Source organism: Pseudomonas lactucae (assembly GCF_036688725.1).
Taxonomy (GTDB): Bacteria; Pseudomonadota; Gammaproteobacteria; order Pseudomonadales; family Pseudomonadaceae; genus Aquipseudomonas; species Aquipseudomonas lactucae.
In genome coordinates this window covers 90,796-116,418 of the sequence record NZ_JAQQPT010000013.1, presented here as the reverse complement: position 1 = coordinate 116,418, position 25,623 = coordinate 90,796, and the positions used below count along the sequence as shown (strand labels likewise).

The window sequence follows — 25,623 nt, the reverse complement described above, 5'->3', positions numbered from 1 at the left end:
TACAGTCACTCCGAATAAGGGGGGTTGCCCATTCTCCCGTCAGTCGCGATCATGAATAAAGCCCACTTCAGTGCTGAATGATATAAACCAAATGAATATCGCCAACGTCGACCTGAACCTGCTGAAAACCTTCGAAGCCCTGCACGATGAGTCCAGCGCCAGCCGCGCAGCGTTGCGCCTGGGCGTCACGCAATCGGCCATCAGCGCGGGCCTGCGGCGTCTGCGCGAGGTGTATGGCGACCCCTTGTTCGTGCGTACCGGCCGTGGCCTGGCACCGACGTTGCGAGCCAATCAATTGAAACCCGTGATCAGCGAGGCGCTGGACCGTTGCCGCCAGAGCCTGGCCATGGTCGACCCAACCACCCCGCATTACCAGGGGCGTTCGGTGGTGCTGGGGTTGTCCGATGATTTCGAGATTGCCTATGGCCGCCGCTTGATGGAGGAAATTGCGCAACGCCTGCCGAAACTGCGCGTGATCTTCCGCCAGACCCACAGCCAGATCGTCGCCGGCGCCCTGCTGGACCGCACGCTGGACCTGGCGATTACCGCCGGCGGTTTCGCCCAGGGGCGCTTGAGCCGACAAGTGCTTGGCGAAGGTGATTACCGCTGCCTGGCGGACCCCGCCAGCCTGGCGCCGGATCAACACACCATCACCCTGGAGGCGTTTGTCGCCCGCGAACACGTGCTGGTGTCGTCAGGCGGGTTTATCGGGATCACCGACGAGGGCTTGGCGGCGCAAGGGCTGAGCCGTCAGGTGTGTGCGTCAACCAGCCACTTTGCCGCGCTGCCGTTTTTGCTCAAGGGCAGCCAGGCGGTGGCGACCATTCCCGGGCATGCGGCGCAGGCCATCGCCGGGATGACCGGCCTGCAGGTGTTGCCCTGTCCGCTGGCGCTGCCGCGCTACCCGGTGGAGTTGGGCTGGCGCACCCAGACTCAGCTTGACCCGATGTTGCTGAAAGTACGCGAGGCCATCGTGGCCGGGTTTACTTCGTCGCCGCCATCAGCTTGTTGACTTCACTGCGCACCATGTTGGAAAACTCCGGCGGCGACATGCCGTCGAGTTCCGCGCGGACCCACTCGGCCCATTTGCCCTTGCGCTTGGCACGCTCGCCGAACAACCGCGCGGCTTCGCCCTTGGCCTTGCCCAGGTTGGTCTGCCACAGGTCGTAGAGGCGGGACTTTTCATCTTCCAGCTCGGCGCGTTCGGCGAGGGTCTTGTTGGCGAGATTGAAGCTCATGTTGAATTACCTGCTGCACAAATAGGTGTCATCTTACACTGTAGGTCGAAAATTCCTGATTCGGATTTCGCCCACGAAAGCGCTTCGGCAAAAAAACTGCAACTTTTGCCACCGCCCGATACTCCATTGTTCACTGTCACATTCACCTGCAAGGAATCACACAATGGCCCGCAAAACCGCTGCCCAAGCCACCGTCGACCAGATCAAGGATCAAGCCTTCAGCGAACTCGCCGCGCTGATTGAAGAATCGGACAAACTGCTTAAAAGCAGCGCCAACCTCGTCGGCGAAGAAGGTGAAACCCTGCGTCAGCAAGTGGCGCTGAAGCTCAAGCAGGCCATGGACTCGGTGACCAGCGTGCGCGAACGCACCCAGCCGGTGGTTGACGCCACCGAAACCTACATCGGTGGCCACCCATGGCAAACCGTGGCGATTTCGGCGGGCTTCGGCTTGGTGGTGGGCCTGTTGCTGGGTCGCCGTAACTGACCCCCTTGCCGTTGTTGTCGTAGTCGTCGTAGGGAGTTGACGACTACGCCATTAAAACTTCAACCCGCCCAATCGTGTAACTGCGCCAACGCCTCAGCCTCGATCGCAATCCCCTTCTCCAGCGACGTCGCCCGTGTGCGATGGCGTCGATCCCCTGGTAACCGCCGCAACCCCGCCGCGTGCATCTGCCGCACCAGCTCCTGGCTGCGCTCGGCAAAGCTTTGCCCGGCCGTTTTACTCGGGTCGATCACGATCAACAACTGCCCGGTCCAGGGTGTACGCGCACCCGGATGGTCGGCCCAGTTGAACTCGAAAGAAAAATTGCCGCCGGTCAACGCCGCCGCGAGCAATTCGACCATCATCGATAACGCCGAGCCCTTGTGCCCACCGAATGGCAATAAAGCTCCACCTTCCAGCACGGCTTTCGGGTCCTGGGTGGGCTGGCCAAGGCTGTCCACGCCCATCCCCGGCGGCAAGCGCTCGCCCTGGCGCGCCGCGATCTGCACGTCCCCGTGGGCAATGGCGCTGGTGGCCAGGTCGAACACAATCGGCGCGCCATCGGCACGCGGCGCGGCGAAGGCAATCGGGTTGGTGCCGAACAATGGCCGATCCGCGCCGTGGGGCACCACGCAGGTCATGCTGTTGACCACGCTCAGTGCCACCAGGCCTTCTTCGGCAAAGGGTTCGACATCCGGCCACAGCGCGGCGAAGTGATGGGAGTTATGAATCGCCAACAAGGCGATGCCGGCGCTGCGGGCCTTGTCCACCAACAGCCCACGGGCCGCCGCCAGGGCCGGCTGGGCGAAACCGTTGGCGGCGTCCACCCGCACAAAGCCGGACGCTACATCCGTGACCACCGGCACAGCCTTGCCGTCGACCCAGCCGCTGGCCAGCGTGCTGAGGTAACCGGGCATGCGGAAGACACCGTGGCTATGGGCGCCGTCGCGTTCGGCACTGGCGCAGTTGTGCGCGAGGATAGCCGCCACGTCCGGCGAGGTGCCGTGCTTTACAAACACCGTGTGGAGCAATGCCACCAGCTCATTGAAACCAATGAGTGCGCGAGTACTGTCAACTATCGGGGACTGGGCAGACATCTGTAGCTCCGATTTTATAATTGGAAGAGGCAACAACAATCCAGACCTTCGATTAAACAACGCCGTACAGGCCTGCTGTCAACGGGCGCTTGAAGCCCACCGCAATTATGTACCGCTCCACATTCCACACCGGCACCTACCGTGAGGCTTCACAACCGCCGCATTGATGGAGCGTGCACCATGGCGAAAGTCTCCCCGCCGTATTTTTTCGATGAATTTCTGCGCCCGATCAAACGCAAAGAGCCGACGCCACGGGAGCGTGCGCTGGGGTTCACGCTCAAGGATCTGGACTGGCTGCACACGCTGTATTACGCCACCGATGCCGCACGCCAGAACCGCACACTGCACGGGTATTGCATGCGGGTCGAACGGCTGCTGATCAACCGCCCCGGCAAGCCCGTCATGCCACTGGCCGGCACCTTTATCATGAGCCCGACTCCCGATGCTGAAAAAGCCGTGCTCTACACCCCCTATGGCGGCCTGGAGCTGTTCGACAGCCGCACCGACCTGCTCAGTGAAATGGAGGCCCGCTTGCGGGACCCGGACCTGCGCCGCCAATTACTGCACTTTCTGTCCATCACAGAACGTGACGGACTGCCGGCGGATGAGCACCTGGGCCTCAGCACATCGGTCATCGAGGGTGCAGTGATGCTGGACCAGGAGCGCGCTATCCAGGCCGGACAATACAAAAATGTAACGATGATGCTCCAGGAACTGCGCAAACTACCCACCCTGGATGGCATGCTCCACATCTTGCTCGACATCATGGCCCGCTCCTACTTTCCGGGCCTAAAACAGGCCGACACCCGTGTTAACTTTTTCAGCCGTACGCCCACTGATGACGGGTCTCGCTGGGTCGCCTCGCTGCCGCTCAACGAGACGCTGCTGCAGTTTTACGTCAAGCATGCCTGGCCGACGGACCGGACCCACACCTTCGATAATATCGGCTACGACCCCAGCACCTTGACCCCGCAGCAACGGGCCGAGGACCAGCGACGCTGGGACAGCGTGGTGGAACAAACCAGCGCGATCCTCTCCCGGTTATTGAACAGCCTGCTGCAGACCTACTGGAACGAAGACATCAATGGGGGCGAGTCACGCGCGCAACTGTTCGCCAGGGTCATGAGCGACAAGTTCCGCGCCGACCTGTTGTTCAAGCACCAGGACGAAATCGTTTCCACCGACGAAAGCCTGACACTGCGCACGATGTTACTGCCCAACCAGGCGATGCGTGATACGACAGGCAGTCAGTTGAAACTGGAAAAGGTGCGGGTGCATGCGCCCTTTCAACATTACGTCGACCTCGCCGGCACACTGATGATGAGCAATTCCCACGCCTATCTCTATACCCAATCGCGCGGGTTGCAGGTACTCAAGGACCTCAAGGACCTCAACGCCACCTTGTTGAGCATGCTCAAAGCCGCGGGTCATGAAGATGAATTGCTCAATTTTCTGTCCGTGGACGAGCGCAGCGTATTTATCGGCATGGACCACATGCAGGTGCAGGGCCAGCCGGTCGCGGACGATGTGTTTCTGGAAATGGTCGAGGACATCGTCACCAAGCAGTCCGACAACCTGAACTTTGCACTGGGGCTGTTTCGCCGCAGTGCAGGCAGCATTGACCTGGCGGCACTGCTCGACAGTGCCCTGGACGTGCGCACGATGCTTGACAGTCGTTTGTTGGAGCAACCAAGCGGCGGGCGCTGGACGGTGCATCCCATCACCAGCGGCAATGGGCGCCCCAGCACCGTCCAGGCGGAAAAAGCCAAGCTGCACCTACAGCGGTTGGAAGCGATTGAAGCCGCGCTGGCCATGGAGCGCAGCCAACATCCCACCTTGCGCGAGCTGGTGGCCCATGCGCTGAACCTCGAGCTGGCCAAGAGAAATCTCAACCTGACAGCCGACAACATTCATATCAATACCTATGCCAGTCGAGCGCGAGAACAAGAAGGCCGTCCGCCCCAAAAGTCTTCAAGTATGGTCGAGCACTTTATCGCGCGCCTGGCGCGGCAAAGCGAAGCACTGAAAGACTCTCTACGCACCGGGCTCTACGGCAAACGCGACGCGGGCCTCGCTCACATGCTGCACAGTCTTTCAACCACGACGTTCAATGCGATCATCGAGCAGGTCATGCAATCCTTTGTTCAAAGCGACCTGCGCACGCTGCCGCACCTGCTGCTGGAAAACAACCAAACGCACCTGAGCCATGGCCTGTTGCAAGGACTGATCGGCGAAGTCAGATTGCGACAATTGTCCAGAAGCTTGCCGGGGCCAACGCTGGCGTTGCTGGACGCCTCTCTGGACGCCAACGGCCTGACGCGGCTGACCCGGCATGGCCTGAACGGTTTTATACCGGATGCCTTCGGCTTGACGTTGAACCTTGGCCTCGACGCCATCCCCCAAGCCCTGGCCAACTGTTTTGTGCTGACCGAACGCGGCGGCATCGACCCCAACAACTCAGGCACGGCGCTGTTATGGACACCGCGTTGCGGCTATGAAGCCTTTGCGTCAGTCAAGGTCCTGCTCGACGCCCTGGAACGACGGTTGCAAAATCCGCTGGAACGTCTGCCCCTGCTGGAGAACGTGCCGGTCTCGCGGCGTCTTCCTCATCAGTCATACTCGCTGGGTCCGCTGCAACGGATCGACGACGATCTGCTGAAAAACCGCCAACAGACCTACAGCTACTTCACACGTGACGAGATCGACCACGTGCTTTCCATGGGATTGAGCGCACAGCGTTTTCAAGACTGCATGGACCGCCTGATCCGCCGCGCGCCCCCGTCCAACCTGCCCAGGGCGATCGCAATCGCGCGCGCCATGATCCTCCAGCAGGCACTGCCGGTTTGGCTGGGCATGGCAACGCCTCGGGAGCAGATCCTGCAGGCCGAGCTGATCGAGCAGTACCGCGTCAGCGCAGCGGATGAACGTGACTACCTTCACGGCATCACATCCATTCGCGAGAGCGCTCAAAGCGCCCTCACGAGCTTGCTCAAAGCGCGTTTTCCTGAGCAGGACATTACGCCGGACAACGTACTGATCCCTGGAAATATCGATTTAGCGGGCAATATCCAGACGCTGACGGATTTCGCCCTGCGGCACTTGCCTGAGTTGAACGGCGACTCGATCCGGCCGCGCTCACGCACCGCTACGCCCTTGCCGGCCACACTGGACGGGAATGCCGTGGTGCAACTGGTTCGCCAACTGGACCTGAAAAAGCGCTTTGAGCAGCAGTTGACCACACATCTCAAAAGCCAGACCACAGCCACGCGGGAGCGCCGCGAGCTGTTCTGTCGGCAACTGCCCTGGCAAGTCCTGCAATACGCCCATCAACACATGCTTGACGAGCGGCTGTCGGCATCCGCCTGGGGGTTTATCCAGCAAGTCTTCGACATGCCTGATGCCTTGGCGCGCGCCACGGTACGTGGGGTCACAGCCTTCATTCGCCCGCTTGAGCTGATCGCAACCGAGGGATCCGCCAAAGTCAAGGCGTTGGGTTGTTATCTGATCGGGCCAACGTCCGGCGCTCCTGGCCCCCTGGTCTTGTATGCGCCCTACAGCCCCGCGCATTCATTGAAGGAATATCCGAACGAAGTCGCGTTGCTCAATGAGTTCATCACGCCCGGCGCACTGCAGGACTGGGTACTGGAACAGTTGGAAACCAAGCATCAGGCCACTTACCGTAATTTGCTGAATCAACGCTTTGGCAAAGGACCTTCTGATATACGTCTGGGTGTGTCACCCATCACCGGCAACCTGCTGACTCGCCTGTTCGAAGACAATGCCGAAATGCTCCTCAAGATGCTCGCCAGCCAGTTCTCCCGCTGGGGCAAGTCAGCCTGGGACGCGGTCACCAGCCTGTTGACTCAGGGCATTCCCAAAGGCTTGCAATTCATGGCCGGCAAACTGGCCTACCCGCTGGTGGTATGGCGCAGCTATAACCTGTTCAAGGCCTCCGCCGAGAACCTGCAGGAACACCACTGGCAACAGGCGCTGAAGATGTTCGCACTGGGTGTCGCCGAGATGGCCGCTCTGCGCGGGGCGCTGGAAGATCTGCTGCCCCAGACCGAGCCGCCCGCCGAGCCGGTGATCCAGGCGCCATGGCTGCAACCGTCGCAGCCGGCGGCCACCACGCTGGGCACGCTGGATGTGACGGACCCCGAACGTACTCGACTGCAAGTTTTTGAAAGTCACGATGTCGCCCTGGACGACCTTGAGAAGACCACGCAGCCGCACCTGTACCAAGACAAGCTCAATACCCGCAACTATGTGCCGTTGGCGGGCAAGGTGTACCCGATAAAAAAAACCGGTGATGGCTGGCGCCTGAACAAAGGTGAGCTGCGTGGCCCATACGTGCGGCAAAACGCCCAGGGCGAATGGACGCTCGACCTGGACCGGCATAACCCACGCTATGGCAAGACATTGAGCCGCTACGCGGGCAGGCGTCACACACGCTCGGTCGTACGGTCACTGATCAATATCGAGGCGGTGGGCATGCGGGAGATTGCTGCGCTCTCCAGCTGGAAGGCGCAATGCATCGATGAAGCACTCAACGTGGCGACGTATTACACGGTCACCTGCAAACGCAACCTTGTCCACTTCGCCGCACTGCGCGATGCCAACAGTCGGCTTGGGCGTTTTTTCAGCGAGCTCTTTGGCATCGTCACACTCACGGCCGACCAGGTGCAAAGGATCGAGCGGCGGGTCGACGAGGTGCTCGATGAGTTGATCAACCCCACCCTGGTCGGCCCCGACTCAAAACGTTTTGTCAGTGGCACCGATCGCTACAGGTCGCAGAACAGTTTCGCTTTCGTGCTACCCACCGATGAGGAGCACAAGATCTATTTGCTGGGCCGCTTCTTCGACCCGCCTATGGACATATACCAGAACCGCCTGACCGCCCCGTTCAACCTCTCGGCCCACGCGCGAGCGACCGTGTTGATTCATGAGATCACCCACATCCGGTCCTCGACCGAAGACCTGGCTTACCTGGACAGCATGCGGCCGTTCGCGGACCTGATCAACGTCGACATTCCCGGGGCCGCGTTGATGAAGACTGATCTGGAAGACGTACGTGAAACCGCGCTGTCACTGGCAACGCCGGTGACGATGCTGTTCAAGGTATGGGACGCGGTTTCCCAATTGTGGGAGGATTTTGGCGACAGCCCTTCAACACAATTGCAAATGAAGAAAGTCTTGAGTACCACCGGTGCCACCTCGCTTGACGACGCTCGCTCGATCTTCATGAGCAACGCCGACAAACGCATCGACACCATTCTGGCCAACGCCGACTCGGTGACCTACCTGATCAGTGAGCTGGGCCGCACGCTGGATGCGGGAGCGTGAGCAGCCTTCAGGTCCTGGTAAACGAGAATAAGTTCCGATTGATGTGCAATCGCCATGACGGCTGTTCTCGCCGTCCGCCTGTGGGAGTTAGAATGTGGGAAATCAGGATGCGTCAATGACCGAAAAGTCCGTCTCAGAAACCGAATACGACACCATCACAGACGCCGCCGCGCAGTGGTGCATGCGCCTGCACGCCAGTGATTGCACGACGCAGGAACGCAAGGCTTTTGAACAGTGGCACGATGCTCATCCGCTGCATGCCTTCGAATACGCTGCGATGCTGGAAATCTGGGACGTTGCAGATTATCTGCCACGCAGCGACCCGCCCCGCGTTGCGGTGCCGTTCAAACCGCATAGCCGGGGGCGAATGTATGTCATGGTCGCAGCCGTGGGCCTGCTCGCCTTGCCCGTGGCGGCCTTCACCGGCTGGGAAGCCGGTTGGCTGCCCAGTTCCTGCGAACAGTTCGAAGCCCCCCATGGCTTGCGCCTGGTGAGGCTGGGCGATGGCAGCCAGGTCGAACTCAATCTGGGCACCCGGTTGGTCTACAGCCACTACAAGGACCAGCGCCGGGTCACACTGAAAACAGGCGAGGCGTTTTTCAAGGTCAGCCATGACAGTGCCCATCCGTTCATCGTGCGGGCGGGTGAAGGCCAGGTGCGCGTGACCGGCACCCAGTTCAACGTTTGGACGTACGAGGACCAGGTCCGGGTGATGCTGTTCGAAGGCTCGGCACAGATTTCCAGCGACCCCGTGCACGGCAGCGTGCCGCTGACGCCTGGCATGCAGGCCAGCTATCAACCGGGAGAAGCCACGCCAAGCGTGAAGGCGATCAACCCCGACGACGGCGCGCTGGCCTGGCGCCAGGGCAAGCTGGTGCTCGACAACCTGACCCTGGCCGATGCCCTGCCGCTGATCAACCGCTACCTCGCCAAACCGGTGATGCTGGCTGACGCCAGCACCGGCGCGATTCGCATCGGCGGGATCTACAACCTCAACGAGGTCAACAACCTCGTCCCCTCCCTGCCCAAGGTACTGCCGGTCTACCTGACCCAGAACCAGGACGGCAACCCCGTACTCAATTCCATCCCGCGTAAAACCCCCAAGGGCTGACGTCGCCAGGCGTGCCCGTGCTTGCTCGCGCCTGTTGTGTCCATTTTTGAAACACTGCCCTGCCCTGAACCGCTTGTACGGCGCGGATTCATGGTTTTGTCACATACAGTGTTAAGCCATTGATACAACCCGATGAATCGCTTGCGGCGTGGCCGAACCTGCGTACTTGATTCAGGACTGTCTCATCCTTGAAACAGCAGTGACGGCACTTTGCCCTACAATTACTTCAACCAATTGAATAATAACGATAAATAAAAAGCGGCACGGCTCCTGCTCTATCCCTTTCAGCGCTGTTTAGGGTCAGCGCGGAGCATAAGGAACACCGCCGTGATCACATTCACTCAAGGCTTGATGAAGGGACTGCTGGCCAGCTGTGTACTCAGCCTTGGCATCAGTGCGCCGAGCTTTGCCGGTGACGGTGTGATCGTGACCGGGCGCAATGTGCAAGCGCACATGATCGGCCGCCCCGCCTACGGTAAAGACCCCTACCCCACCACGGCCAACGCCAATCCCAGCCAGGACGTCATGGCGGCCACCGGCGAACTCAGTGACCGCGATTTCGGCAACGTCAGCAGCGGTTCGAGCATCGTGCGCGTCATTCAGACCAACGACACCATGACCGGCCTGCATGCCACTCAAGGCAGCCTGTCGACCCTGGGGGCCGGCTCGGCCGGCGGTCATGGCAGTGGCAGCGGCATGGGCGGGCAGATCAGCGACTCGATCCAGCGCGGCATGGCGCCGCTCAATAACATCGGCAGCATGATGGGGGGCAAGCCATGAATCGTGCCCTGCTCGTCCTCGCCTTGCTGACCAGCGCCCCGGTCATGGCCGACGACACCGCCGTGATCAGCCACAGCGGTAAACAGTACGACGGCGTCCTGTCGATCAACCAGGCGGCCGGCACGCAGAACCAGACATCCAACAGCCGCGCCATCGCCATCGGTGGTCAAGCCACCAACGTGAATATTCAGCGTATGGACGGCAGCGTCGACCCGTCCCTGAACGCCAAGGCGGCGATCCAGGGCACCTCATTTACCAGCGGCAACGGCGTACTGGGCATCAACCAGTCCGCCGGGGCCAATAACCAATCTATCAACGCCGTGCGGATCAGCATCAACCCTGGACCGCAAAGCATCGATGACAGCGTCCTGTTGCAACAGAACACGACGCAATTGACCGACTCAGGGCTCACCCCCACCACTGGCAGCCGCCTTGTCGTGACCAGCGACCAGGCCTTCACAGGCAGCCGAGGAGTGATTCAGGTGAACCAGAGTGCCGGGGTGGGGAACCGAGTGGCTAACACCCTGGGCATCACTATCAAGTAAACGCTTGGTAGTACTCGCTGGACCGTACCAACACTTAACCAACTAATTAGAAGCAAGGAGAAACACCATGAAACCTCAAATGGCCCTGAAACCAATGGTTTTCGCGCTCGCCGCACTCATGGCTGCCGCAGCTCAAGCGGGTGGTGGCTGGCACCCTGCGCCTCAACCTACCGGCACCATCGCGGCCGTGGTGACGGATGTACAAAACAGCGCGGTCAACAAGTTCGACGACACCAAAACCGAAAACAACGCCTCGGCCGATGGCTCGGTGAACAGCAACAACGGTAACGTTGGGGTCAACGTTCAAGCCGGCAGTGGCAACCAGGCTGACAACTCTGCCGCCATCTCCAGCGCCAAAGGCGATGCCGCCACCGTATTCGGTGTGGTCGATGTGAATCAAAACAGCGTGCTGAGCAGCTTCAGCAACAAAGGCACGCAAAACAACGCTTCGCTGGATAACTCGGTTAACGGTAACTCCGGCAACGTGGGTTATAACGGCCAGGCCGGTCAAGGCAACCAGGGTAAAAACAACCTGGCGATCGTGACCGCAGACGGCAAAAACATCGCTGCGGCCGCCAACACCGAACAAAACTCCCTGGGCAACAGCTACCTCAGCACTGCAGCCAGCAGCCACGGTTATGGCCATGGCGGCAACGCTCAGTACGTGTCCAACAACGCCAGTCTCGACAACTCGGTCAACCGCAACTCCGGCAACGTGGGTGTGAACCTGCAGTCCGGCTCGGGCAACCAAGGCAGCAACAGCCTGGCGATCGGTCAAGGTTGCACCGTCTGCGCCAGCGGCGTGCGCTTCTGATCCAACGGGGCCTTGGCAACAAGGCCCTTTTTTATTCCCTTTTTTAAATCAGTGTCCAGCAGGTCATACGATCATGCGCCTCCCGACCCTCGCCCTCCTGATGTTGCTCACCGGCCCCGCGTGGGCAGGCACCATGGCGATCTCCGCCATGCCTGGCGGTGCGGTGATTTTCAAGAAGGTCGAGAGTATCCGCGAACGCCGCTTCGCCAACCTGGTGGAACAGAAAACCGATTTCAGCTGCGGTGCCGCGGCACTCGCCACAATCCTGCGCCAAGCCTACTGGCTGGACGTCGACGAAGATCACATCATCAAAGGCATGCTGGTCACCGCCGACCAGGACCTGGTGCGTACCCAGGGTTTTTCCATGCTGGACATGAAGCGCTACCTCGAAAGCATCGGCATGCGCGCCCGGGGCTACAAAATCGCGCCAGACACCCTGGTGACCGTGAAAATCCCCGTGGTGGTACTCCTGGAAATTCGTGGCTACAAGCACTTCGTGGTGCTACAGCGCGCCGACAAGGACTGGGTCTATATCGGCGACCCCGTGCTGGGCCACAAGCGCTATTCCCACGACGACTTCGTCAAGGGCTGGAATGGCATCGTCTTCGCCGTACTCGGTGAAGGTTACGACAAGGCCAATGTCTTGCTCGACCCACCCACGCCGCTGACCGCCAAGAACCAGTTGAATGAGTTCCGGCCCGTAGGCGATGCCGAGCTGATGGATTTCGGTTTCATCCAGAGCGACTTCTTTTAAAAGAAGCGCAATAAGGGGCAGGACGCTCCAGGAGCAGAAGATGAACACTTCCCGTTGGCTGACGGTCATGTGTCTGGCAGCCTCGATGCCCGCTTACGCTTCATCGGCATTCAAACCGATCGAACTCAAGGATGCGGAAATGGCCGACCTGCGCGGCCGTTATGTGATGCCGGGGCGGATCATCAGCTTCGGTATTGTGATGAGCAGTACCTGGACCAATGCCGTGGGTGACACCCTCACCGGCAAGGCCAGCATGCAGGTCGACGCGGCGACCATCACGCCGCAATTCTATGTGCAAACCACTGGTTCGACCGGCAATGGGACGAACCCGAACACCGGCACCGGCAACGTTACCGGCGGCGCTGGCCTGGGCAGTGGCCAGGGCGTGACACAAAGCGTGCGTGCCGCCGGTGACGGCAACACTGCCTACAACAACGTGGGGATCACCGTCGAGAACGGCCTGGCCCCCGCCAACCTGGTGCAATCGGGGCAAGTGCTGGTGGCCGGCGGCACAGTGACCGGCGACAGCGCGGCCGGCCGTGTCAGCGTGTCGGCCAATAACGGCGGCTTGCAGATGGCGATCCAGGCCAACCACAACCAGGGCAACAGCCTGCAACAGATCGGTGGCGGCAACGTGCTGCAAGGCACGGTGCTGACCGGCAACACCAACTTCGTCAACAACATGACCCAGCTCAACGTGGTAATGAACAATAACGGTTTGAACAACGGCGCATTGAACTGCAACCTCGATCAACTCAAAGCCCTACGCACCCTCGGTTATTGAACTACGCTGAGCCTCGACACTTACGCATTAGAAAAGGACGGCTTATTTCATGCATCGATCGTTATCGCTTCGCGCGGTGGTCTGTTTAAGTACGCTCTTGCCTGCATCCGTTCTGTATGCCGCGCCAGATACCGATATCGAAACACTCAAACAGGAACTCCTGGAACTCAAGCAGCGCTACGAAGTACAGCAAAAAGCCCTGGCGGTGCTGGAACAACGGGTGCGCCAGGTCGAGGACCAACCGGCGACACCGGCGCCCAAGCGCCTGGCCAAATCCCCGGCAGACTTTCAAAAAGCCAGCGGCACCACCGTCGCCGGTACGGGCGCGGCGGCTGCATCCGGTGGCGCGGGCGGTGGCGGCAGTTCCTACGGCCAGTCGCTCAAGGATGACTCGGCCCCCGCGCAAAGCGTGAGCAACCTCTATAACGAAGCCAGCGGCTTTTTCGGCAACGGCAGATTCAGCTTTGAAACCGGCGTGACTTATGCACGCTACGATGCTCGCCAGCTGACCCTCAACGGCTTCCTGGCACTGGACTCGATCTTCCTCGGCAACATCAACCTGGACCGGATCAAGTCCGACAACTGGACCCTCGACCTCACCGGCCGCTACAACCTCGATAACCGCTGGCAGTTCGACGTGAACGTGCCCGTGGTCTATCGCGAATCCACCTACCAGTCGGCCGGCGCCGGCAACAGCAGCGCCGCAACGTCGGAACAGTCGGTGACTCGCGACCCGACCATCGGCGACGTCAACTTCGGCGTGGCGTACAAGTTCCTCGACGAAACCCCATCCCTTCCGGATGCCGTGGTGTCGGTGCGGGTCAAGGCGCCAACCGGCAAAGAGCCTTTTGGTATCAAGCTGATCGGCTCGCCCACCAACGACAACCTGTTCGTGCCGGAAAGCCTGCCGACGGGCAACGGGGTCTGGTCGATCACACCCGGCATCTCGCTGGTCAAGACCTTCGACCCGGCAGTGCTGTTCGGTTCGTTGTCCTATACCCACAACTTCGAAGACTCGTTCAGCGACATCAGCAGCGACGTCAACCAGAAGGTCGGCGGCAAGGTCAGCCTGGGCGACAGCTTCCAGTTCGGCGTCGGGGTGGCCTTCGCCCTCAACGAAAAAATGAGCATGTCGTTCTCGGTGTCCGACCTGGTGCAACGCAAGAGCCGGCTCAAGCCTGACGGCGGGGACTGGCAATCGGTGGTCTCCAGCGATGCCAACGCCGGTTACTTCAACGTGGGGATGACCATTGCGGCCTCGGACAACCTCACCATCGTGCCGAACCTGGCGATCGGCATGACCGACGATGCGCCGGACTTTACGTTCAGCCTGAAATTCCCGTACTACTTCTGACCGAATCGCAGGCGATTACCACAACGCAAAAGCCCCGCAACGATAAGGGTCGTTGCGGGGCTTTTCGGTTTACCCGCCCTAGCGGATCTGGTGTTTGTGCAGCAACCGGTAGAACGTCGGCCGGGAAATGCCCAGCACACGGGCCGCGACACTCAGGTTGTCGCTGTGCCGGTTGAGCACATCGCACAACGCCTGGCGTTCGGCGCGGTGCTTGTAGTCTTCCAATGTCGCCATGGGCGGCGAACCTGCCTGTTCGGTCACCAATCCCAGATCAACGGCTTCGATCTGGCGCCCTTCGGCAAGCACCAGGCCCCGGCGTACGCGGTTGGCCAGCTCGCGCACATTGCCAGGCCACGGGTGCTGCCCCATGGCGACCAACGCGTTTTCACTGAAACTGCGGGGGCGACGACCGGTTTCCTGACTGTAGAACCGCGAAAAATGGTTGGCCAGCATGACCACGTCGCCATGCCGCTCGCGTAACGGCGCCGTGACGACTTGCAGCACATTGAGCCGGTAGTACAAATCTTCGCGAAAGCGCCCCTTGGCGACCGCGGCTTCGAGGTCGACGTGAGTGGCCGCCAGCACGCGCACATCCACCGGGATGGGCTGGGTGCCACCGACCCGTTCAATGTGCTTTTCCTGGAGAAAACGCAGCAGATTGGCCTGCAACTCCATCGGCAGATCGCCAATTTCATCGAGGAACAGGGTACCGCCATGGGCGGCTTCGATACGCCCGACCTTGCGCTGGTGGGCGCCGGTAAATGCACCCTTTTCATGGCCGAACAATTCGGACTGGATCAGATGTTCAGGGATCGCCCCGCAGTTGATCGCGACAAACGGTTTTGCATGACGCTGTGACTGACGATGCAAGGTCTTGGCGACCAGTTCCTTGCCGGTGCCGCTGTCGCCCCGGATCAATACCGGTGACTCCGTAGGCGCCAGCTTGGACAGCAACTTGCGCAGCTCACGGATCGGTCGACTGTCGCCCAGCAGTTCATGGCCTTCGTCCACCGGGGTATGGCCCTTGCCGCGCAGGCGCGCCATGCCGAAGGCGCGCCCCAGGGTGACCTGCACGCGGGCAACGTCAAACGGCAAGGTGTGGAAGTCGAAAAACCATTCGCAGACGAAGTCACCGACATTCTGCAAGCGCAGGACGTCTTGACTGAGCACGGCGATCCACTCGGTGCCGCTGCGGCCAATCAGTTCCTTGACGGCTTCGGGTCGTTCCAGGTGATAGGGCTGCAGGCGCAGCAGGCCGATATCACAGGAACGTTCACCCACCGCTTCCAATGCACAGCTGTCTACCTCCCACCCGGCGGTGCGCAAACCCGGCAATAACCCATGGCAATCGTCACAGGGGTCGACCACAAGCAAGCGACGCGCAGGTGTAGCAAGCATGATCATTCCTTGGCGCCAGAATTTTTAAAGTTATTAAGAAACAACGGTTTGTTACGCCTGGCGCTAACACTAGCAAGATCTTGACGCTCGCCTTGTACCGTTTTGCTATAAGTGCGGGCAAAAAGCCACTTTTGCGGGTTTGCGGCACGGAAGTGATGCATCGCGCCAATGTTCATCGCGCTTTCAAAACAGCCACTTACATGATGTCAGTCAGGGAAAGTTAAAAATATGTGTTCTAACATGTGACCCGTACCCAGCCATCGTGCATCAGTACAAGTAACCCACCGCACGGTCAGCCCAACCGCCGGTACTCACTTGAATGGGCATTTAGAGAGAGACCCACATGAACGCCCCGCTCCGCATCAACGAAGCCCTTTTGATCGCAGACCGTGCTTTCCAACCCTTTCAGTGCGTGGCCTGGCACGATGGCAACGGCGCCCTCAGCCTGAGCGTCATCGACCGGACCAATAACCGTATCGGCAGTAAACAACTGTCATCGAACACTTATACCGACCCGGCGCAGTTGGAAAACTTGCTGTTGCAGGCCCGCGCCGAACTCGGCAAAGATGGCTACCGTTTACAGTCCTGGGCTATGCCGAAGTAAGCCGATGCCAACTTGCGATGACTGCACAACAGTCATCGCACGTTAAGCCGTATAACGTTAAGGCGCTTATCGGTTCAGGTACTTATCGCGCCGCGAGAATAAACCGCTCGAGCGCTTCGGCCGCGCCATCCTCGACATTGCTGCCGGTGACCACATTGGCCTGGCGCTTGACGGTTTCTTCGGCCTGGCCCATGGCAATCGATAAGCCGGCCACGTGAAACATCGCCGGGTCATTGCCACCATCGCCCATGGCAGCCGTCTGCTCCAGCGGCACGCCGAGGTGCGCTGCCAGGGTTTTCAGGGCCTCGCCTTTATTGGCCAGCATCGCGGTCACATCCAGATAAACCGGTTGCGAACGCGACACCTGGGCCAGCCCCTGCACCTTGGGCTGCAATTGCGCTTCCAGCTCTACCAGCAATTGCGTGTTGTTGCTGGCGGCGACGATCTTGTCGACCCGGTCCAGGTAAGGCTCGAAACTCTCCACCACCACCGGCCCATACCCCAGGCCGTCGGCTTCGCGCTGAACCATCGGGCCAGGCGGATCGCGCCGCAGCCAGTCGCCGTCGGCGAATACCCACACCTCCACGTCCGGCTCGGCCGAAAACAGCGCCAGGGTTATCAGCGCCGCCTCCGCCGGCAGGTGATGGGCAACCAGGATGCTGCCATCGGGGTTGATCAGCGTGCCGCCGTTGAAACCCGCCACCGGCACGTCGATGCCGAATGTCTCGATCAAATGCAACATCGCCTTGGGCGGGCGCCCGCTGGCCAGGCTGAAAAACACCCCGGCCTCGCGCAGAGCGCGAACTGCGTCCACCGTACGCTGGCTGAAGCTGTGATCGGAATGCAGCAAGGTGCCGTCAACGTCACTCAAGATAAAACGGATGGGATGGATCGTGGCATCACTCATCCGAGGCTGTGCCAGGTGCGGCCATCACGGGCAAGCAACGCATCGGCCGCCGCCGGGCCATCTTCACCGGCCTTATAGGTCTGAATGCCATCGTCTTCCTTCCACGCGTCAAGGAATGGCTGCACCGCACGCCAGCCATTCTCGATGTTGTCGGCACGCTGGAACAAGGTCTGGTCGCCGGTCATGCAGTCGTAGATCAGGGTTTCGTACCCGGTCGATGGCTGCATTTCGAAAAAGTCCTTGTAGGCAAACCCCAACTGGATGTTGGCCATGTCCAGGGTCGGCCCGGGCTTTTTCGCCAGCAGGTCGAACCACATGCCTTCATTGGGCTGGATCTGGATCTTCAGGTAGGTGGGCTTGAGTTCGTCCACCTCGGTGTCGCGAAACTGTGCGTAAGGCGCCGGTTTGAAGCAAATCACGATTTCGGTGTCGCGCACGCTCATGCGCTTGCCGGTGCGCAGGTAAAACGGCACGCCGACCCAGCGCCAGTTGTCGATCATCACCTTGAGGGCGACGAACGTCTCGGTGCTGCTGTCGGGCGCAACGTTGGCTTCTTGGCGATAGCCCGGCATCGGCTTGCCCCCGATTTCGCCGGCGGTGTACTGGCCACGTACCGAGTTGGCCCGCGCATCTTCCAAGGACCAGGGGCGTACCGCGCCGATCACCTTGGCCTTTTCGCCACGCACTGCATCGGCACCGAATGCCGCCGGCGGCTCCATGGCCACCATGGCAAGCAACTGGAACAGGTGGTTGGGCACCATGTCGCGCAGAGTGCCGGTTTTTTCGAAGAAATTGCCCCGGGTTTCCACGCCGACGGTTTCGGCGGCGGTGATCTGCACATGGTCGATGTAGTGGTTGTTCCAGAACGCCTCGAACAGCACGTTGGAGAAACGGCTGATGAGGATGTTCTGCACCGTTTCCTTGCCCAGGTAATGGTCGATGCGATAGATCTGCTTCTCGCTCATCACCTTGAGCAGGCAGGCGTTCAACGCTTCGGCGGTGGCCAGGTCGGAACCGAACGGCTTTTCGATCACCACACGGCGGAAAGCGTCGTCGGTTTCCGTCAATAGACCGGCACTGCCCAGGCGCTGCACCACATCACTGAAGAAGCGCGGCGCGGTGGCGAGGTAGAACACCGCGTTACCGGTGCCGCTGTCGGCGATCTTCTTGCCGATGTCGGCGTAGGTGCTGTCGTCGAGAAAGTCGCCCTCGACATAGCTGATGCCCTTGGCCAGCTGTGCCCACAATGCCGGGTCCAGCGCGTTGTCCGCACTGCCCCTGACCTTGCTCGCCGCCTCGGTGCGGATGAAATCCTCGAGCTTCTTGGCGAAGTCGGCATCGCTGATGGCGTTGTGATCCACGCCGACAATGCGCAGGCCGTCACCCAGCAGCCCGTCGCGGCTGAGGTTGTACAGCGCCGGCATCAGCAGGCGCTTGACCAGGTCACCATGGGCACCAAACAGAAACAGTGTGGTGGGTGGAGCCGGTTCGGCCTGGGTTTTCTTGCCGTTGGCGGTCATTTTTTGGAAGTCTCCACATGTCCGCCAAAGCCGAAGCGCATGGCAGACAGCATTTTGTCACCGTAGGTGCTCTGCTGGCGCGAGCGGAAACGGGCGAACAACGACGTGGACAGCACCGGCACCGGCACCGCCTGTTCCATGGCGGCCTCGATGGTCCAGCGGCCTTCGCCACTGTCGGCCACGGAACCGGAGTAACCGTCGAGTTTCGGGTCGGTGGCCAGCGCATCGGCGGTGAGGTCCAACAGCCAGGACGAGACCACGCTGCCACGGCGCCATACTTCGGCAATGTCGGCGACGTTCAAGTCGAAGCGCTGATCTTCAGGCAGGTTTTCCGAGTTCTTGGTCTTGAGGATGTCAAACCCTTCGGCAAACGCCTGCATCATCCCGTACTCGATGCCGTTGTGGATCATCTTGACGAAATGCCCGGCACCCGCGGGGCCGGCGTGGATGTAGCCCTGCTCGGCACGCGGGTCGGCGCTGGCGGAACGGTCCTTGGTGCGCGGAATGCTGCCCAGTCCCGGGGCCAGGCTTTTGAAGATCGGGTCAAGGCGCTGTACGGTTTCGGTGTCGCCACCGATCATCATGCAATAGCCACGTTCCAGGCCCCAGACGCCGCCGGAGGTACCGACATCAACATAGTGCAGGCCCTTCTCGGCCAGTGCCTTGCCGCGCCGCACATCGTCCTTGTAGTTGGTGTTACCGCCGTCGATGATCACATCACCGTCTTCCAGCAGTTCACTCAACTCATTAATGGTGTTTTCGGTCGGGTCGCCAGCGGGCAGCATGACCCACACGGCACGTGGCTGTTGCAGTCCGGCAACGAGCGCCTTCAAGTCTGCAACACCGGTGGCGCCCTCCTCGCTGAGGTTTTTGACAAATGCTTCGTTACGGTCGTAAACAACGGTGGTATGCCCATTGAGCATCAGGCGCCGTGCAATATTCCCGCCCATGCGGCCTAGTCCGATAATCCCCAGTTGCATGTGCTGATGCTCCTAACTGCTAAAAAATGTGTGACGTAGTTTATAGCGCAATGAGGCTAATGAGGGTTAGTCAGGGGCAGAACCTTGTAGTTTCATGACAAAAAAGTTGCCATCGTTTCACCATCACCGCACCGAAAGTCACACGACCACCAAAAATAAAAAAGTTCCATTGGAGTGAAAAAGAATTCAGAATCGCCCTGACTGCTGCCGAGAACCTCGACTCAAGCGTTCTGGCACACCGCGACACACCGCCTATTTGCGAGGCAAGCAATGAATACAGCACAGATGACCCGTCCTCCACAGACCCTCTACGTCTCTATCCGTCGCGATGAGTTGCGCCAGTTGAAAGACGAACGCGATCAACTGCAGCAGGAGGTCATGCGCCTGCGTGCCCATATCATTCAAGCCCAACTCGATCAGCCCGCTGGCGCCCAGCCTGCGCTCTGCTGAGCCCGGTCATCGCTTTGTAAGATAAAGGCTACAAAAATCTCACAAAGTTTTCACACGCCATTCTCGATACTCCCGCCCCCAAGGGCCATCCCATGCAAGGGTGGCCTCTGTTGCGTGCAGCCCTGCGCGTCGACTGAAAAATTATCGGGTTGGAGCGCTGGATGGCGATGTTCGAACGCAGCACTAAGTCTGCGAAAGGCTTTGATTGGGCCGGTCTTGGCTGGCTATTCGTGTTTTTCTGGTACTTCTCGGGTATTACCCAACTGCTGATCCAACTCAGCGGCACGTCCGGCTTCAGCGGTTTTCGCCAAGCCTTCTTCATGAGCGCACTGTGGCTCGCCCCCCTGCTGATATTCCCACGCCGTACGCGCCTGCTGTCCGCCTTGATCGGCGTGGTGTTGTGGGCCTGTTCCATGGCCAGCCTGGGTTATTTCTTTATCTACCAGCAGGAATTTTCCCAAAGCGTCATCTTCATCATGTTCGAGTCGAACATTTCCGAGGCCGGCGAATATGCCACCCAGTACTTCGCCTGGTGGATCGTGCTGGCGTTCATCGCCCACACCGCCGTAGCGATTTTCCTGTGGACCCGCGTGCGCCCGGTGTACCTGCCGCGCGGACAGGCACTCGTGGCCGCGACCGTGATCGTGGTGGCGATCGTCGGCTACCCGCTGGTCAAGCAGATCGCCCGCAGCGACACCCTGGACGACGCAATTGACCGCTTCGAATCGCGCATCGAGCCAGCCGTGCCGTGGCAGATGATCGTCGCCTACCACCGCTACACTGAACAACTGGACAACATGCAAGGCATGCTCGACAGCGCCAGCCAGATCCCACCCTTGACCAACCTCAAGGACACCACGGCCGGCCAGCCTTCGACCCTGGTGCTGGTGATCGGCGAGTCCACCAACCGCCAACGCATGAGCCTCTACGGTTACCCGCGCAACACCACGCCTGAACTGGATAAGCTGCGCGACCAATTGGCGGTATTCGATAACGTCATCACGCCCCGCCCCTACACCATCGAAGCATTGCAACAGGTGCTGACGTTCGCCGACGAGGAGAACCCCGACCTGTACCTCAAGACGCCGTCGATTGTCAGCGTGATGAAGCAAGCCGGGTACAAGACCTACTGGATCACCAACCAGCAGACCATGACCAAGCGCAACACCATGCTCACGACTTTTTCCGAACAGGCCGACGAGCAGGTGTACCTGAACAACAACCGCAACCAGAACGCCCGTCAATACGACGGCGACGTGCTGGCGCCGTTCTCCAAGGCCCTGGCCGACCCGGCCGAACGCAAGTTCATCGTGGTGCACCTGCTCGGCACGCACATGAGTTACCAGTACCGCTACCCACCGAGCTTTGACAAATTTACCGACCGCCAGGGCGTGCCCGACGGCGTCAGCGATGATCAACTGCCCACCTACAACAGCTACGACAATGCCGTGCTGTACAACGATTTCGTGGTGTCCAGCCTGATCAAGGACTACGCCAAGACCGACCCCAACGGTTTCCTGCTGTACCTCTCGGACCACGGCGAAGACGTCTACGACTCGGCCGGCCACGCCACCCTGGGGCGTAACGAAGGCAAACCGACGGCGCCGATGTACACGATCCCGTTCATGGCCTATGCCTCGCCGAAATGGCGCGAAAACCACGACTGGAGTTTTGCCGGTGACCTGCAACGACCCTACAGTAGCTCGCAGTTGATCCACACCTGGGCCGATCTGGCCGGGCTGAGTTTCAACGAGCTGGACCGCAGCAAAAGCCTGGTCAGCGACAGTTTCCAGGCACGACCGCTGCTGATCGGCAACCCTTATTTGCGCCAGCAGAAAGCCTTGATTGACTTCAGCCTGATCAAGCCGAAGAAGGCCAGCCCGGCAGATGTGGTGCTCCAGGAAAAACCAGCCCAGTAACACAACGACGACAAGGTGTCCTGGGTTTGAACCTCAGCGTGTATTAAAGCGTCCCGGGTTCTGTCCCCTCTCTCCCACTGGAAGTTATAAAAGCGAAGAGTCCAACGTTAACGAAATTGTTAACGTTGGAAGTTTCTCGGGTTAATTCCCACTTAATAAGATCGCGCCACTATGGCCCACAAATCTGCTCAAGGACCGAACGGACGACGATCACACTTAATGAGAAACCTCGATGAAACTCTCGACTTTAATGCTTGCCAGCCTGATGACCCTGACCTCCGCCGCCGCGTTTGCAGAAGGCGGCTCGGAGCGTTCCAAGCAGTTCTACAATGACTTCGCCTTCTCGCAACAACAAATCCACGGCTCGGAACAACAGACCGCGTTGGCCGACGGCAAGAACCCGAAAACCGAAACGGCCGATCAGCAACAACCCAAGAGTTAATTTAACGCTGAGTTAATACTTGTTTAATCCGCAACACCCTCACGCCATTCCGCTCCTTTGGCCAAGGTTTACGGGCGCCATTTAATGGCGCCCTTTTTAATTGTTATTTATCCAGCGGTTTATGCCAGAACAACATGCGTCCATAGGCCGGATCAAACTTCGAATCATCAAACCCAAACTTGCGATAGGCTGACTGCGCCACGGCATTACCTTCGAGCACCTCCAGGGTAATTTTGCAGCAGCCGCGCTGCCGGGCAATTTCCTCGACCTTGTGCAGCATTTTCTGGCTCAGCCCCAGGCCACGGAACGGCGCCATCACCGCCACGTCATGGATATTGACCAAGGGGCGACAGGCAAAAGTGGAAAACCCTTCAAAGCAATTCACCAGCCCCGCCGGTTCACCGCCGACAAACGCCAGCACACTGAACGCATGAGGTCGCTTGGCCAGTTCGGCCGGCAGTTGCGCCAACAGATCGGCGGACAGGCTGTGACCGCCGCCCATCGGGTCTTCGGCGTAATGGTTGAGCACACGACTAATCGCCTGGGCGTGTACCGGGTTGGTGTAGCTGGCTTGCAGCACCAGGATATCTGGGGTTTCCATTGCCTTCCTCAATCACGACAACAAGGGAATCGGCTCCCTTTGAGGGGCTTGATTGTAAGCGTGTGGACGGCGCCAGTTGAAGGAGATTAACGACAAATATCTGCGTGAACACGGGAAGGTTCTGCCGATAAAAAAGCCCAGGCCGCCCATCTCGGTGTTTTTTTCGTACAGCAATCAACCGAAACGCTGCAATTGCATTTCCTGCAGGCGGCTGAGGGTGCGGCGAAAGGGAAACGCCAGGTAGCCCTCGGTATAAAGGTTTTCCAACGCGACCTGCGCCTCGATGAACAAGGGCACCTTGCGGTCATAGCACTCGTCCACCAAGGCAATGAACCGACGCACACTGTCGTCGTGCACCGACAATTGCGGCAGTTCACGATCACCGGCCGCCACACGCTGCACCGCATCTTCAGTGCCACGGGCAATCCGACCGGGACGCTGTTGCGCGCTCAAGTTGGGCACTTCACCCAGCGCAATCGCCTTGAAGCGATCACACAGCAGCATGAAATCCATCGCCGCCAAGGGTTGCTCGCACAAGTCGGCGTAACGGCACCAGAGCACAGTGTCGCTGGACTGCACGGCGTCGATGCGACGATGACCCACGACGATCGGGCCGCTGTTTATGCCCTGCCCTTGAGCCAGTTGTGCGAAGACCCTGGCCAGCGCGTCGGGCTGGTTCACCCAATAGCGCTGCAGGCCAACGCCTGGGTGCAAGCGATGGTCCTCGCCACCGTCCACCGCCACCACCTGCATATGCTGCTTGATGGCGGCGATACCGGGCAAAAATCGCTCACGGTTGAAACCCTCGGCATACAACTGGTCCGGCGGCTGGTTGGAGGTGCAGACCATTACCACGCCTTCCGCGAACATCACCTGGAACAGGCGGCCGAGAATGATCGCATCGCCGATGTCATTGACGAACAATTCGTCGAAACACAGCACCCGCACTTGCTGGCTCAGTTCCCGTGCCAGGGCCTGCAAAGGGTCGGGGGTGCCGGTCAATTGGAACAAGCGCTGATGCACCCAGCCCATGAAGTGATGAAAATGCTGGCGCCGCGCAGGCACCCGCAGGCTTTGGTGGAACTGGTCCATCAACCAGGTTTTGCCACGGCCCACCGGGCCCCACAGGTAAACCCCGGTGAGCGGCGCATGCCCTTGATGCAAGGCCTGATGACAGGCTTGCAGAGCATCCACCGCCCGGCGCTGGGCATCGTCGGCGACGAAACCCTGTTGAGCGATAGCGTGTTGATAGGCAGCGAGGGGCGAGTCGAAAGTCATGCCCGCGATTATGACCTACAGCGAGATATCCAGCCGTGAAATCTTACCCTGTTCGTTGAGGCGGAACGTGTAGCGCAGCTCCAGCGGGCTACCGGGGAAATTGCCGGAGACCACGTTGCTGACCAACACCTTGCCGGTACGATGCTGCACGTTGAGCACCTCGACCCGCGGCTGGTAGCGCCGCGCGGTGTCTTCCATCCAGCGCGCGATGGCGGCGGTGCCGACCTGATGCTCGCCTTCATCGAACACATTGGCGTCATCGGCAAAACACTGGGCGACCGCCGAGGTGTCGCGGGTATTGGTCGCCGCGAGATAGGCCGCGATGGCGGGAGCCAATTCGGGAAGGGACATGGCACAACTCCTTGTTGGTGATCTGTGATGCCATGCTAAGCCAAGGGTGTGTCAGTTTTTGTCAGGAGTGAACGGCACGGATTCGTTGCGCTCCATCAGCTTGCGCCAGGCCCGCAGCCAGTCGCTGCGTCGCCCCGGATACCGCTCGCCCCGGACTTGCGCGCTCGCCACACGGTCGGTGCGAAAGGTGCGATAGGCGCCGCGTAGCTCACACCACGCCACGATCACCCGCACTTCATTGAGAAAGCCCAGGGCCAGCGGCCAGATCAGGCGCTGGCTCTGGACCTGGCTGGCATCCGCGTAATCGATATGCAGCTTGGCCTGATTGCGAATAGCCTCGCGAAACACATTGAGCGGCACGCGGTTTTCCGGATAGCCGAAACCGGGCGGGCCGGGCAGTAACGTCGGGTTGCGCAAGGCCTCCTGGGCGGCTGGGTCAAGGACGTCGGCAATCTTGGCCAACGCATTGGCCGCCGCGCGACTGAGCACCTCGTCCCCACGCTGGTCCACATACCGCAAGCCCAGCACCACGGCCTCGGTTTCCTCGGCGTTGAGCATCAAGGGTGGCAAAAACAGGCCATTGCGCAACACGTAGCCGACTCCGGCCTCCCCGAAAATCGGCGCCCCCAGGGCGGTCAACTCGGCAATGTCCCGGTACAGCGTACGCTCGGACACCTCCAACTGCGCCGCCAGCACGGCAGCCGTAACAGGCCGTTTTTTACCCCGCAGGGCCTGCAACAAGGTCAGTAGACGAGTAGTACGCGACACGTTGATCCCGCCGAAAAACGAAAAGTGCCGCAGTTTAGCAAAGGACCCTGTCAGGAAATGTCAGTAGCAAGGTGGGCCTTTCGGTTATTCAAAGCTCTTGCGCC

24 protein-coding genes are annotated in these 25,623 nt (G+C 60.0%); 14 read left to right on the top strand and 10 right to left on the bottom strand.

Going from position 1 to position 25,623, the window contains the following annotated elements:
* Positions 1-91: 91 nt before the first annotated feature.
* Positions 92-1,012, top strand: a complete 921-nt coding sequence (locus V6M90_RS16575; protein ID WP_332846789.1) for a LysR family transcriptional regulator — start codon at positions 92-94, stop codon at positions 1,010-1,012.
* On the opposite strand, the gene V6M90_RS16570 is transcribed toward V6M90_RS16575, so the two are convergent.
* A complete protein-coding gene (locus tag V6M90_RS16570; protein WP_003173636.1) occupies positions 984-1,238 on the bottom strand; it encodes a hypothetical protein in 255 nt (84 codons plus the stop codon). The two genes, V6M90_RS16575 and V6M90_RS16570, sit on opposite strands and share 29 nt — an antisense overlap.
* Before the next feature lie 163 nt (positions 1,239-1,401).
* On the opposite strand from V6M90_RS16570, the gene V6M90_RS16565 reads away from it, so the two are divergent.
* Positions 1,402-1,722 carry a DUF883 family protein gene (locus tag V6M90_RS16565; RefSeq protein WP_305429416.1) on the top strand — a complete coding sequence of 107 codons (321 nt, stop codon included), beginning with the start codon at positions 1,402-1,404 and terminating at the stop codon, positions 1,720-1,722.
* Positions 1,723-1,781: 59 nt separating this feature from the next.
* Here the strand turns inward: V6M90_RS16565 and V6M90_RS16560 are convergent, their stop codons facing one another.
* Positions 1,782-2,816 (bottom strand): Ldh family oxidoreductase, encoded by a 1,035-nt coding sequence (locus V6M90_RS16560; RefSeq protein WP_305429414.1) that lies wholly within the window; start codon positions 2,814-2,816, stop codon positions 1,782-1,784.
* Positions 2,817-2,996: 180 nt separating this feature from the next.
* Here V6M90_RS16560 and V6M90_RS16555 point away from each other — a divergent pair, with 180 nt between their 5' ends.
* The 8 genes from V6M90_RS16555 (at position 2,997) to V6M90_RS16520 (ending at position 14,301) form a co-directional block, all read left to right on the top strand.
* Positions 2,997-8,159, top strand: a complete 5,163-nt coding sequence (locus V6M90_RS16555) for a dermonecrotic toxin domain-containing protein (protein ID WP_332846788.1) — start codon at positions 2,997-2,999, stop codon at positions 8,157-8,159.
* A gap of 115 nt (positions 8,160-8,274) precedes the next feature.
* On the top strand, positions 8,275-9,270 hold the full coding sequence (locus tag V6M90_RS16550) for a FecR family protein (RefSeq protein WP_332846787.1): 996 nt from the start codon (positions 8,275-8,277) through the stop codon (positions 9,268-9,270).
* A 351-nt stretch (positions 9,271-9,621) separates the two neighbouring features.
* Positions 9,622-10,050, top strand: a complete 429-nt coding sequence (locus tag V6M90_RS16545; RefSeq protein ID WP_042945716.1) for a hypothetical protein — start codon at positions 9,622-9,624, stop codon at positions 10,048-10,050.
* Positions 10,047-10,595: a hypothetical protein gene (locus tag V6M90_RS16540; RefSeq protein WP_003173629.1), complete on the top strand. Its 549-nt coding sequence runs from the start codon at positions 10,047-10,049 to the stop codon at positions 10,593-10,595. The genes V6M90_RS16545 and V6M90_RS16540 overlap by 4 nt, the downstream gene beginning before the upstream one ends.
* A gap of 67 nt (positions 10,596-10,662) precedes the next feature.
* Positions 10,663-11,409 (top strand): hypothetical protein, encoded by a 747-nt coding sequence (locus tag V6M90_RS16535; RefSeq protein WP_003173628.1) that lies wholly within the window; start codon positions 10,663-10,665, stop codon positions 11,407-11,409.
* A gap of 73 nt (positions 11,410-11,482) precedes the next feature.
* On the top strand, positions 11,483-12,163 hold the full coding sequence (locus V6M90_RS16530; RefSeq protein ID WP_003173627.1) for a C39 family peptidase: 681 nt from the start codon (positions 11,483-11,485) through the stop codon (positions 12,161-12,163).
* Positions 12,164-12,203: 40 nt separating this feature from the next.
* Entirely contained in the window at positions 12,204-12,947 is a 744-nt protein-coding gene (locus V6M90_RS16525) for a hypothetical protein (protein WP_332846786.1), read from the top strand.
* Between the two features lie 49 nt (positions 12,948-12,996).
* Positions 12,997-14,301, top strand: a complete 1,305-nt coding sequence (locus tag V6M90_RS16520; protein ID WP_003173625.1) for a hypothetical protein — start codon at positions 12,997-12,999, stop codon at positions 14,299-14,301.
* A gap of 78 nt (positions 14,302-14,379) precedes the next feature.
* On the opposite strand, the gene V6M90_RS16515 is transcribed toward V6M90_RS16520, so the two are convergent.
* Entirely contained in the window at positions 14,380-15,699 is a 1,320-nt protein-coding gene (locus V6M90_RS16515; RefSeq protein ID WP_003173624.1) for a sigma-54 dependent transcriptional regulator, read from the bottom strand.
* A 343-nt stretch (positions 15,700-16,042) separates the two neighbouring features.
* Here V6M90_RS16515 and V6M90_RS16510 point away from each other — a divergent pair, with 343 nt between their 5' ends.
* Positions 16,043-16,303, top strand: a complete 261-nt coding sequence (locus tag V6M90_RS16510; RefSeq protein WP_003173622.1) for a hypothetical protein — start codon at positions 16,043-16,045, stop codon at positions 16,301-16,303.
* 82 nt (positions 16,304-16,385) lie between these two features.
* Here V6M90_RS16510 and V6M90_RS16505 read toward each other — a convergent pair whose 3' ends face one another.
* Genes V6M90_RS16505 through gnd form a run of 3 tightly spaced genes read right to left on the bottom strand, consistent with a single transcriptional unit; the run spans position 16,386 to position 19,710 of the window.
* Positions 16,386-17,210 (bottom strand): HAD family hydrolase, encoded by an 825-nt coding sequence (locus tag V6M90_RS16505; protein WP_332846785.1) that lies wholly within the window; start codon positions 17,208-17,210, stop codon positions 16,386-16,388.
* Entirely contained in the window at positions 17,207-18,730 is a 1,524-nt protein-coding gene (zwf, locus tag V6M90_RS16500) for a glucose-6-phosphate dehydrogenase (RefSeq protein ID WP_003173620.1), read from the bottom strand. Before zwf ends, V6M90_RS16505 begins: the two co-directional genes overlap by 4 nt.
* Positions 18,727-19,710 (bottom strand): phosphogluconate dehydrogenase (NAD(+)-dependent, decarboxylating), encoded by a 984-nt coding sequence (gene gnd / locus V6M90_RS16495; protein WP_003173619.1) that lies wholly within the window; start codon positions 19,708-19,710, stop codon positions 18,727-18,729. The genes zwf and gnd overlap by 4 nt, the downstream gene beginning before the upstream one ends.
* 270 nt (positions 19,711-19,980) lie before the next feature.
* Here gnd and V6M90_RS16490 point away from each other — a divergent pair, with 270 nt between their 5' ends.
* The 3 genes from V6M90_RS16490 to V6M90_RS16480 all read left to right on the top strand — a co-directional run bounded on the left by V6M90_RS16490 (position 19,981) and on the right by V6M90_RS16480 (position 22,521).
* Positions 19,981-20,160 (top strand): DUF6026 family protein, encoded by a 180-nt coding sequence (locus tag V6M90_RS16490; RefSeq protein WP_003173618.1) that lies wholly within the window; start codon positions 19,981-19,983, stop codon positions 20,158-20,160.
* A gap of 161 nt (positions 20,161-20,321) precedes the next feature.
* A complete protein-coding gene (locus V6M90_RS16485; RefSeq protein ID WP_305429407.1) occupies positions 20,322-22,079 on the top strand; it encodes a phosphoethanolamine transferase CptA in 1,758 nt (585 codons plus the stop codon).
* A gap of 232 nt (positions 22,080-22,311) precedes the next feature.
* Positions 22,312-22,521, top strand: coding sequence for a hypothetical protein (locus tag V6M90_RS16480; protein ID WP_003173616.1), 210 nt, complete (start codon positions 22,312-22,314; stop codon positions 22,519-22,521).
* A 103-nt stretch (positions 22,522-22,624) separates the two neighbouring features.
* On the opposite strand, the gene V6M90_RS16475 is transcribed toward V6M90_RS16480, so the two are convergent.
* The 4 genes from V6M90_RS16475 to V6M90_RS16460 all read right to left on the bottom strand — a co-directional run bounded on the left by V6M90_RS16475 (position 22,625) and on the right by V6M90_RS16460 (position 25,519).
* Positions 22,625-23,122, bottom strand: a complete 498-nt coding sequence (locus tag V6M90_RS16475; RefSeq protein ID WP_003173615.1) for a GNAT family N-acetyltransferase — start codon at positions 23,120-23,122, stop codon at positions 22,625-22,627.
* A 174-nt stretch (positions 23,123-23,296) separates the two neighbouring features.
* The gene (zapE, locus tag V6M90_RS16470) at positions 23,297-24,400 is read right to left on the bottom strand and encodes a cell division protein ZapE (protein WP_141065049.1); all 1,104 of its coding nucleotides are present in this window, start codon (positions 24,398-24,400) and stop codon (positions 23,297-23,299) included.
* Between the two features lie 15 nt (positions 24,401-24,415).
* Complete coding sequence (locus V6M90_RS16465; protein ID WP_003173613.1) at positions 24,416-24,751, bottom strand: nuclear transport factor 2 family protein; 336 nt, start codon at positions 24,749-24,751, stop codon at positions 24,416-24,418.
* A gap of 51 nt (positions 24,752-24,802) precedes the next feature.
* Positions 24,803-25,519: a helix-turn-helix transcriptional regulator gene (locus tag V6M90_RS16460; RefSeq protein ID WP_003173612.1), complete on the bottom strand. Its 717-nt coding sequence runs from the start codon at positions 25,517-25,519 to the stop codon at positions 24,803-24,805.
* Positions 25,520-25,623 lie beyond the last annotated feature (104 nt).